The sequence below is a fragment of the Paraburkholderia sp. BR14312 genome, assembly GCF_040948675.1.
Taxonomy (GTDB): domain Bacteria; phylum Pseudomonadota; class Gammaproteobacteria; order Burkholderiales; family Burkholderiaceae; genus Paraburkholderia; species Paraburkholderia nodosa_A.
Genome location: NZ_JBFPKI010000003.1, coordinates 613,231 through 620,830 on the forward strand (window position 1 = coordinate 613,231; position 7,600 = coordinate 620,830).

Genomic DNA, 7,600 nt, shown 5'->3' on the forward strand with positions numbered 1-7,600 from the left:
GCGCTTTAGCGCTGACTCCGGTCCCATGCAACATAGTTGCGCGTTACACCACCGCTGCGAGGGCGAAGGTAAGCCCGAGGCCCAGCAGCGAAATAATGGTCTCCAGTAGTGACCATGTCTTGAACGTCTGCACGACGCTCATGCCGAAATACTCCTTGATCAGCCAGAATCCGCCGTCGTTGACGTGCGAGAAGATCAGCGAGCCCGAGCCCGTGGCGAGCACGAGCAGCTCCGGCTTCACGGTCATGGCGCTGGCCGACGCGATCGGCGCGACGATGCCGCAGGCCGTGGTCATGGCGACCGTGGCCGAGCCCGTGGCGAGACGGATCAGCGCGGCGACGAGCCAGCCGAGCAGCAGCGGCGACAGATGTTCGTTCTGCGCCAGCTCGACGATCTGCTTCGACACGCCGCTGTCCATCAGCACGCGGCCAAAGCCGCCGCCCGCGCCCACGATCAGCGTGATGCCCGCGATCGGCGCGAGACAGTCGCCGCAGAACTTCTGGATCTGCTCGCGCGTGAAGCCGCGTTGCGCGCCGAAGGTCCAGAAGCTTACCAGCACGGCGATCAGCAGCGCGACGTCCGAGGTGCCGATAAAGTGCAACAAGTTGTTGGGCAACGTTTTCGGCTCGAACACGAGATCGGCCCAGCTGCCGATCAGCATGAGGATCACGGGCAGCAGGATCGTGAAGAGCGTGACGCCGAAGCCCGGCAGTTCGCTATCGGGCTTGGGGTCGGCCTTGCTCACGAACTGCTCGGAAAGCGGATTGCTCTCGGGCAGCTTGATGTAGCGGTGAATGAAGAGCGCGAAAAGCGGCCCGGCGATGATCGCCGTGGGCACGCCCACCATCAGGCCGTAAGCGATGGTCTTGCCGATGTCGGCGTGATACGCCTGCACGGCGAGAAGTGCGGCCGGGTGCGGCGGAATCAGCCCGTGCACGACCGAAAGGCCCGCCACCATCGGCAGGCCGATCAGCAGCAGCGACTTGCCCGTGCGCTTGGCGACGTTGAACGCAATCGGAATGAGCAGCACGAAGCCGACTTCGAAGAACACCGGCAGGCCGACGATGATCGCAACGACCATCATGGCCCAGTGAATGTTCTTCTCGCCGAACCAGCGAATGAGCGTCGTGGCAACGCGCTCGGCGCCGCCCGACTCCGCCATCATCTTGCCGAGCATCGTGCCAAGGCCCACCACGATGGCGATGTGGCCGAGCGTGTTGCCGTTGCCGGTTTCGAACGACTTGACGATCTGATCCATCGGCATGCCGACGGCGAGGCCGAGCAGCAGCGAAACGATGATCAGGACGAGAAACGGATAAACCTTGAAGCGCGTGATCAGCAGGATCAGCGCGGCGATCGCGACGAGCGCGTAAATCAGCAGCATGCTGCCGTGGGCCACTCCCATGAGGCTCCTCTCCAGGTAGTTGTTCGAAGTCCTTTTGCCCTGTGCGGCGACGGATCAGCGCAGCAGCGGCGCGCGCGGGACAAAAACCGGCCGTCGCCGGGCCGGGGATTGTAGAGCTTATAACGACTTTTGGTGCAGCGTGCTTGAAAGACACGCGAGCCGCGCAAAGCGCGCGCCTGAAAGGCGCCGTTCGCGCGGCTCGTTGCACGCCCCTCGTACCGAAGGGGCGCGGCATTCCGGTCTTCGTTGCGCCGCAGCATGCGGCGCGCGTCAGCGCATCAATGAGACGCGTTCTTTTAGCGCACCGGGCGCGACAGCTCGCTCGCGGCGTGCGCAAGGCGCGTGACTTCGTCCCAGTTCTGCGCGGCGATGGCTGCCTTCGGCGTGAGCCACGAACCGCCCACGCAGACCACGTTGGGCAACGCGAGGAAGGTCGGCGCGGATTCGGCGCTGATACCGCCCGTCGGGCAGAACTTCAGCGTCGGGAACGGGCCGTGGAAGGCCTGCAGCATGTTCAGGCCACCGGCCGGAACCGCCGGGAAGAACTTGACGATCTCGTAGCCCAGTTCCATCGCGACGATGATGTCGGTCGGCGTCATCACGCCCGGCAGCAGCGGCAGGCCCGCGTCGAGCGAAGCCTGATGGATCTCGCGCGTGAGGCCCGGCGAAACGCCGAACTGTGCGCCGGCCTGCTTCGCGAGCGCGCAGTGCTCAGGCTTCGTGATCGTACCCACGCCCACGACGATGTCCGGCGCGATCTTCGCGGCGCGCTCGATCGCTTCGAGGCCGGCCTTCGTGCGCAGCGTGATTTCGAGCACCTTCACGCCGCCCGCATGGAGCGCGCGGGAAACGTGCTCGCCCTGCTCCGGCGTATCGAACGCGAGCACCGGGATGACGGGACCGAGGCGAACGATGTCGGCGACTGTGCGATTTGCCATGTTCAGGCTCCTTGATGATGAATTGAGTTCGCGGCGTGGGCCGGCGCATGCGCAGTTGCAACAGCCGGTGCGGGCGCGGCCTGCTCGCCCACGAGCGGACCGAACACCGTGGCGCCCAGCTCCGCCGGCGCGGCGGTGGCGCGGAACACGCCGAACAGCTCGCGGCCAAAGCCCACTTCATTGAGTTCCTGATGCGCGGGCTGCGCGACCGGACGGGCGTCCCACTCGGCAGCATCGACTTCGATGTCGAGCACGCCTTCCACCGCGTCGATCACGATCGTATCGCCGTCGCGCACCTTGCCGATCGGGCCGTGCAGCAGCGTTTCCGGCGAAACGTGGATGACTGCGGGCACCTTGCCCGACGCGCCCGACATGCGTCCGTCAGTCACGAGCGCCACGTGAAAGCCCTTGTCCTGCAGCACGCCGAGCAACGGCGTGAGGCGGTGCAGCTCCGGCATGCCATTCGCGCGCGCGCCCTGGAAGCGCACGACGGCCACGAAATCGCGCTCGAGTTCACCGCGGTCGAACGCTTCCTGCACGGCTTCCTGCGAATCGAACACGATGGCGGGCGCACGCACCTTGCGGCGCTCCGGCGCGACCGCGGAAACCTTGATGACGCCGCGGCCCAGACGCCCCTGCATCAGGCGCAGCCCGCCGTCCGGCTGGAACGGCGTCGGCAGCGGACGCAGCACGCTCTCGTCGGCGCTCTTCTCGACCGCCGGCACCCAGGTGAGCTTGCCGTCGATGAGCTTCGGCTCCTCGGTGTAGTGACGCAGCCCACGACCCGCGACGGTATTCACGTCTTCGTGCAGCAACCCGCCGTCGAGCAGTTCGCGCACGAGGAAGGCGATGCCGCCCGCCGCATGGAAATGATTCACGTCGGCCTTGCCGTTCGGATAGACGCGCGCGAGCAGCGGCACGGCGTCCGACAGCACGTCGAAGTCGTTCCAGTCGATGATGATGCCCGCCGCCCGTGCCATCGCCACGAGGTGCAGCGTGTGGTTGGTCGAGCCGCCCGTCGCCATCAGCGCGACGATACCGTTGATCACGGCCTTCTCGTCGACCACGTGGCCGATCGGCGTGTAGTGGCCGCGCTCGACGGTGAGCTCGAGCACGCGGCGCGCCGCCGCAGCGGTGAGTTCGTCGCGCAACGGCGTATGCGGATGGATGAAGGCCGAACCCGGCAGATGCAGGCCCATGATCTCCATGAGCATCTGGTTGCTGTTGGCCGTGCCGTAGAACGTGCAGGTGCCGTGGCCGTGATACGCGGCGGCCTCCGATTCGAGCAGCGCCGCGCGGTCGCACTGGCCCGTGGCGAACTGCTGGCGCACCTTGGCCTTGTCGTCGTTCGTGATGCCGCTCGTCATCGGGCCGGCGGGCACGAAAATGGTCGGCAGGTGGCCGAATTGCAGCGCGCCGATCAGGAGGCCCGGGACGATCTTGTCGCACACGCCGAGGCACAGCGCCGCATCGAACATGTTGTGCGTGAGCGCGACGGCCGTGCTCATCGCGATCACTTCACGGGAAAAGAGCGACAGCTCCATGCCGGCGTTGCCTTGCGTGACGCCATCGCACATCGCCGGCACGCCGCCCGCGAACTGCGCGACGCCGCCGCCTTCGCGGGCCGCCTTCTTGATGATGTCGGGGAAATCCTTGTAAGGCGCGTGAGCCGAGAGCATCTCGTTGTATGCCGAGACGATGCCGATATTGGGCTCGCGAATCGACTTGATCGAGATCTTGTCGCGCCCCTCGAGGCCGGCGAAACCGTGGGCAAGATTCGCGCATGAGAGCGCGCCGCGCGCCGGGAACCGGTCCTGAGCCGCCGCGATGCGCGCCAGATAGGCCTCGCGCGTGGGCTTGCTGCGCTCGATCACGCGCTGCGTGACCTTCATCAATTGAGAATGCAGGGAAACCATCGAATCTCCTTCCTTCTTGTCACGGCGGGGACGCTCGGGGCCAGATCTGGTGCGCCCTTGGGCGCACCAGACAGCGATGGCGCGATCTTAGTAGAAAAACTACACGACGACAATCCCGGTAAGACCCTGGGAGCGCGACGGTAAACGACCGCCTAGCCTCATTATTTACAGGCCTTGCACGTTGATGCGCGCAGGAACTGAAAAGGAGCAAACGTCGTTCCTGTAGTTTTTGTACATACCGTCCGATCCGTTATAGTCCACGGATCTTTCAGCATAGTGCGAGTTTCCTGATGCTGCTGTCCCAGATGAAAGCCATGCGCGAGCAGTTGCGCCCTTCGGAGCGCAAGCTCGCCGATTACGTGATTCAGGCGCCTCGCGAGGTGCTCGATCTGTCGATGACCGAGGTTGCCGAGCGCGCAGGCGTGAGCCAGCCGACCATCGCGCGGTTTTGCCATGCGTTGGGATTTTCCGGATTCCGGGAGTTCAAGATTCGCCTCGCGCAGGCCGTTGCCGCGGATCTGCCCTCTGAACATCCGGCCGTCTACCGCGATGTGAGCCCGGACGAGCCGGTACCGGGCGTCGCGGCCAAGGTGCTCGACCGCACCATTGGCGCGCTTCTGCAGGTGCGCAACAATCTCTCGACGGACTCGCTCGCCGCGGCGATTGGCCTGCTCGCGCACGCGGCGCGTATCGAGTTCTATGGTGCGGGTGGCTCGGGCATCGCTGCACAGGACATGCAGCACAAGTTCTTTCGCCTCGGCATGCCTAGCGTCGCGTATTCGGACCCACAAACGTTTCTGATGTCGGCGGCGCTGCTCGGCCCCGGCGATGTCGTGGTGGCGATCTCGAACACGGGGCGCACGCGCGACATCGTGGATGCCGCGCGCACGGCGCTCGATCGCGGCGCCAAGGTGATTGCGATCACTCACGGCACGTCGCCGCTCGCGCGTCTGGCGAGCGTCGGCCTGCACGCGAACGTCGACGAAGACACCGACGTCTTCTCGCCGATGACGTCGCGGACGTCGCATCTCGCGATCGGCGACATACTCGCGGTGGGGGTGGCGCTGCAGCGCGGTCCGGAGCTGGCTGAGAAACTCGCAGATGCGAAGGAAATCATCGCGCGAAGAAGGCTGGACCCGATTGGCTAACGGCGGACCAGAAGGTGCCCAACAAAACAAGCGGACTCCCGAGGGAGTCCGCTCTGCATTTCGGCCCAGACCGCAACCGATTGAGCCTCAGACGCTTACCACTGGTACGACATACCGCCGCCGACCGTGGCACCGCCTGCCGATGCATAACCGCCGCCCACTTTCACCTTGAGGTTCTGTGTGATGCGCGCCGATGCGCCGAGCGCCACTGCTTGATAGCCCTGGAAGTTGGCTGTGCCGATACCGACCGCGACGGTCTTGCCCTGATCGACTTCCGGGATCATTGTCAGCGCGGTTGCCGCCGCGATACCGCCGTAGGCGTTGCGCGCCACCGAGTTGACGTTGCTCTGGAGCCCATTCAAGCCGCTCTGCAGCTGCCCCATGTTCACCGCATCGGTAGCGTTGACGCCATTCGCGACATGGGCGATCCGACGCTCGTTGCCTTGGGAGCCCACGGACACGGTGTTGTCCTCGTCCGCGATCGAATTTGCACCGAGCGCTACCGAGTTGTTGCCCGTGGCCTTCGCCGAGTCGCCAATCGCCGTCGCGTTCGGACCCGAGGCAATCGCACCGCCGCCTGCCGCGATCGAGCTGGCGCCCGTGGCCGAAGCCGCGCCGCTCGTCGTATTGGTCGACAGATACTCAGTACCGTTGACGCTGATGTTCTGAATCTGCTGATTCAGGTTCGAGACCACGACGTTCGTGGCGTACAACTGCGAGCCCGTGACGGCGTCCGTGCTCGACGCCGAGAGTTCAGCGTCCTGCAGGTTGGTCAGCTTGACCGGCGTCGTCGAATCCGTGCCGCCCAGCGTGACCTTGTCGTGTGCCGACGAGTCGTACTGGACCGCGTTCGCCACCTGGCCAGAGATGTTGGTCACCGTCTGCTCGATGTTCGTTACGCGGCCATCGATGTTGGAGATCGCGCCACCCACGTCGTTGTAAGTGTTGCCCCCCACGACGTACGTCGGTGCCGAGATCGAGCCATCGGGGTTGACCGTCGAACCACCGCCCAGCGCGCTGGCCGTGCTCGATGCAACACCGTAGAGCTGGCCGCCGTTCACGGCGTCCGTACTGCTTGCCGCAACGACACCGTTCGCTACGTTGTGCAGCGCAACCGGCTTGTGATCCAGCGACCCGCCAAGCGTAACCGAGTTCAGCGATGTGTCGTCGTAGGCGACAAACGCGTTCGAGATGTTGCCCGACGGATCGATCTTCGCTCCCATCGCTTCGAGCTGGGCAACGTTCACCGCATCGTTCGCATCCACGCCGTTCGCCACGTTGTGCAAAACGACCGGCGCATGACCCGAGCCGCCGAACGTGACCGTATTTAGCGACGTGTCGTCATACGCGACGAACGCGTTGGTGATGTTGCCCGCCGCATCGGTCTTCGCGCCCAGTGCGTAGAGCTGCGAGCCGTTCACCGCCTCGAGGCTCGTGGCGTTCAGCGCAGCATTCGCCACGTTCGTCAGCACGACGGGAGCATGGACCGCGCCGCCCAGCGTCACCGAGTCGTGCGTCGACGTGTCGTACGTCACCGTCTCGTATAGCTGCGCACCGTTCACCGCGTCGAAGCTCGTCGCCGAGACTTGACCCGCTGCCACGTTGTGCAGCGCCACCGGCGTGGTCGCATCCGTGCCGCCCAGCGTGACCGCGCTGTGCTTCGACGTGTCGTACATCACTGCATCGGCCAGCTGGCCATTGATGTTCGTGACGTCGCCTTGCAGGTTCGTGATGTCGGTCGTGTTCTGTGTCACGCGGCCATCGAGGTTCGTAATCGCACCACCTACGCTGTTGTAGGTGTCTCCACCCACGTTATACGTCGGGTTCGAGATCGAGCCATCGCTGTTCACTGTCGAGCCGCCGCCGAACGAATCCGCCGTCGAGCTGCCCAGGTTGTACAACTGGGAGCCGTTCACCGCGTCGAAGCTCGTCGCCGAGACTGCGCCCGCTGCCACGTTGTGCAAGGCCACCGGCGTGGTCGCGTCCGCGCCGCCCAGCGTGACCGAGTCGTGCGTCGACGTGTCGTACTTCACTGCATCAGCGAGCTGGCCGTTGATGTTCGTGATGTCGCCTTGCAGGTTCGTGATGTCGGTCGTGTTCTGTGTCACGCGGCCATCGAGGTTCGTGATCGCACCACCTACGTTGTTGTAGGTGTTTCCGCCCACGTTATACGTCGGGTTCGAGATCGAGCCA

5 protein-coding genes are annotated in these 7,600 nt (G+C 64.9%); 1 reads left to right on the forward strand and 4 read right to left on the reverse strand.

Annotated features, from left to right (window positions below; all coding sequences use genetic code 11):
• Positions 1-43: 43 nt before the first annotated feature.
• From AB3X98_RS12010 to edd, 3 genes are all read right to left on the reverse strand, one after another.
• Positions 44-1,405, reverse strand: a complete 1,362-nt coding sequence (locus tag AB3X98_RS12010; RefSeq protein ID WP_069268431.1) for a GntP family permease — start codon at positions 1,403-1,405, stop codon at positions 44-46.
• A gap of 296 nt (positions 1,406-1,701) precedes the next feature.
• Positions 1,702-2,343, reverse strand: coding sequence for a bifunctional 4-hydroxy-2-oxoglutarate aldolase/2-dehydro-3-deoxy-phosphogluconate aldolase (gene eda, locus AB3X98_RS12015; protein ID WP_069268430.1), 642 nt, complete (start codon positions 2,341-2,343; stop codon positions 1,702-1,704).
• A 2-nt stretch (positions 2,344-2,345) separates the two neighbouring features.
• On the reverse strand, positions 2,346-4,259 hold the full coding sequence (edd, locus tag AB3X98_RS12020; protein ID WP_342947641.1) for a phosphogluconate dehydratase: 1,914 nt from the start codon (positions 4,257-4,259) through the stop codon (positions 2,346-2,348).
• A 290-nt stretch (positions 4,260-4,549) separates the two neighbouring features.
• Between edd and AB3X98_RS12025 the strand changes: the two genes are divergently transcribed.
• Entirely contained in the window at positions 4,550-5,407 is an 858-nt protein-coding gene (locus tag AB3X98_RS12025; RefSeq protein ID WP_368605678.1) for a MurR/RpiR family transcriptional regulator, read from the forward strand.
• Positions 5,408-5,502: 95 nt separating this feature from the next.
• Here AB3X98_RS12025 and AB3X98_RS12030 read toward each other — a convergent pair.
• On the reverse strand, positions 5,503-7,600 hold a 2,098-nt coding region (locus AB3X98_RS12030), incomplete at its 5' end, for a YadA family autotransporter adhesin (RefSeq protein ID WP_368610250.1).

Bases quoted from the DNA above. Each gene is read 5' to 3' on its own strand.
- AB3X98_RS12025 (WP_368605678.1), top strand. From the start codon at position 4,550: ATGCTGCTGTCCCAGATGAAAGCCATGCGCGAGCAGTTGCGCCCTTCG.
- AB3X98_RS12010 (WP_069268431.1), bottom strand. From the start codon at position 1,405: ATGGGAGTGGCCCACGGCAGCATGCTGCTGATTTACGCGCTCGTCGCG.
- eda (WP_069268430.1), bottom strand. From the start codon at position 2,343: ATGGCAAATCGCACAGTCGCCGACATCGTTCGCCTCGGTCCCGTCATC.
- edd (WP_342947641.1), bottom strand. From the start codon at position 4,259: ATGGTTTCCCTGCATTCTCAATTGATGAAGGTCACGCAGCGCGTGATC.